This is a genomic window from Microbacterium sp. GbtcB4 (assembly GCF_019091465.1).
Lineage (GTDB): Bacteria > Actinomycetota > Actinomycetes > Actinomycetales > Microbacteriaceae > Microbacterium > Microbacterium paraoxydans.
This window is the reverse complement of the sequence record NZ_JAGXJJ010000628.1, coordinates 1-234: the sequence shown is the minus strand read 5'-3', so window position 1 is coordinate 234 and position 234 is coordinate 1. Positions and strand designations below refer to the sequence as shown.

At 74.4% G+C, this 234-nt stretch carries 1 pseudogene; it reads right to left on the bottom strand.

The window, feature by feature from the left end:
* Positions 1–234, bottom strand: a pseudogene (locus KVS71_RS19065) (CCA tRNA nucleotidyltransferase); the annotation flags it as partial.

Genomic DNA, 234 nt, shown 5'->3' with positions numbered 1-234 from the left:
GAGCACTCCCAGCTCGCGGGGCGCCGTGTTGCGGGACCCGGAGACGTCGAAGGCGGGGGCGAGCCGGGCGTCCTTCTGCTTGTTCCGCGTGGTGACGGCGGCGCGGGTGAGGATGTGCAGGCGCCCCAGCAGGTCCCCGGCCTCGCGGACGTAGCGGCGCACGGCGGCCTCCGTCCACGCCCCCTCCGCATAGCCGAAGAACCGCAGATGCAGCTCGAGCAGGGTCGCGACGGC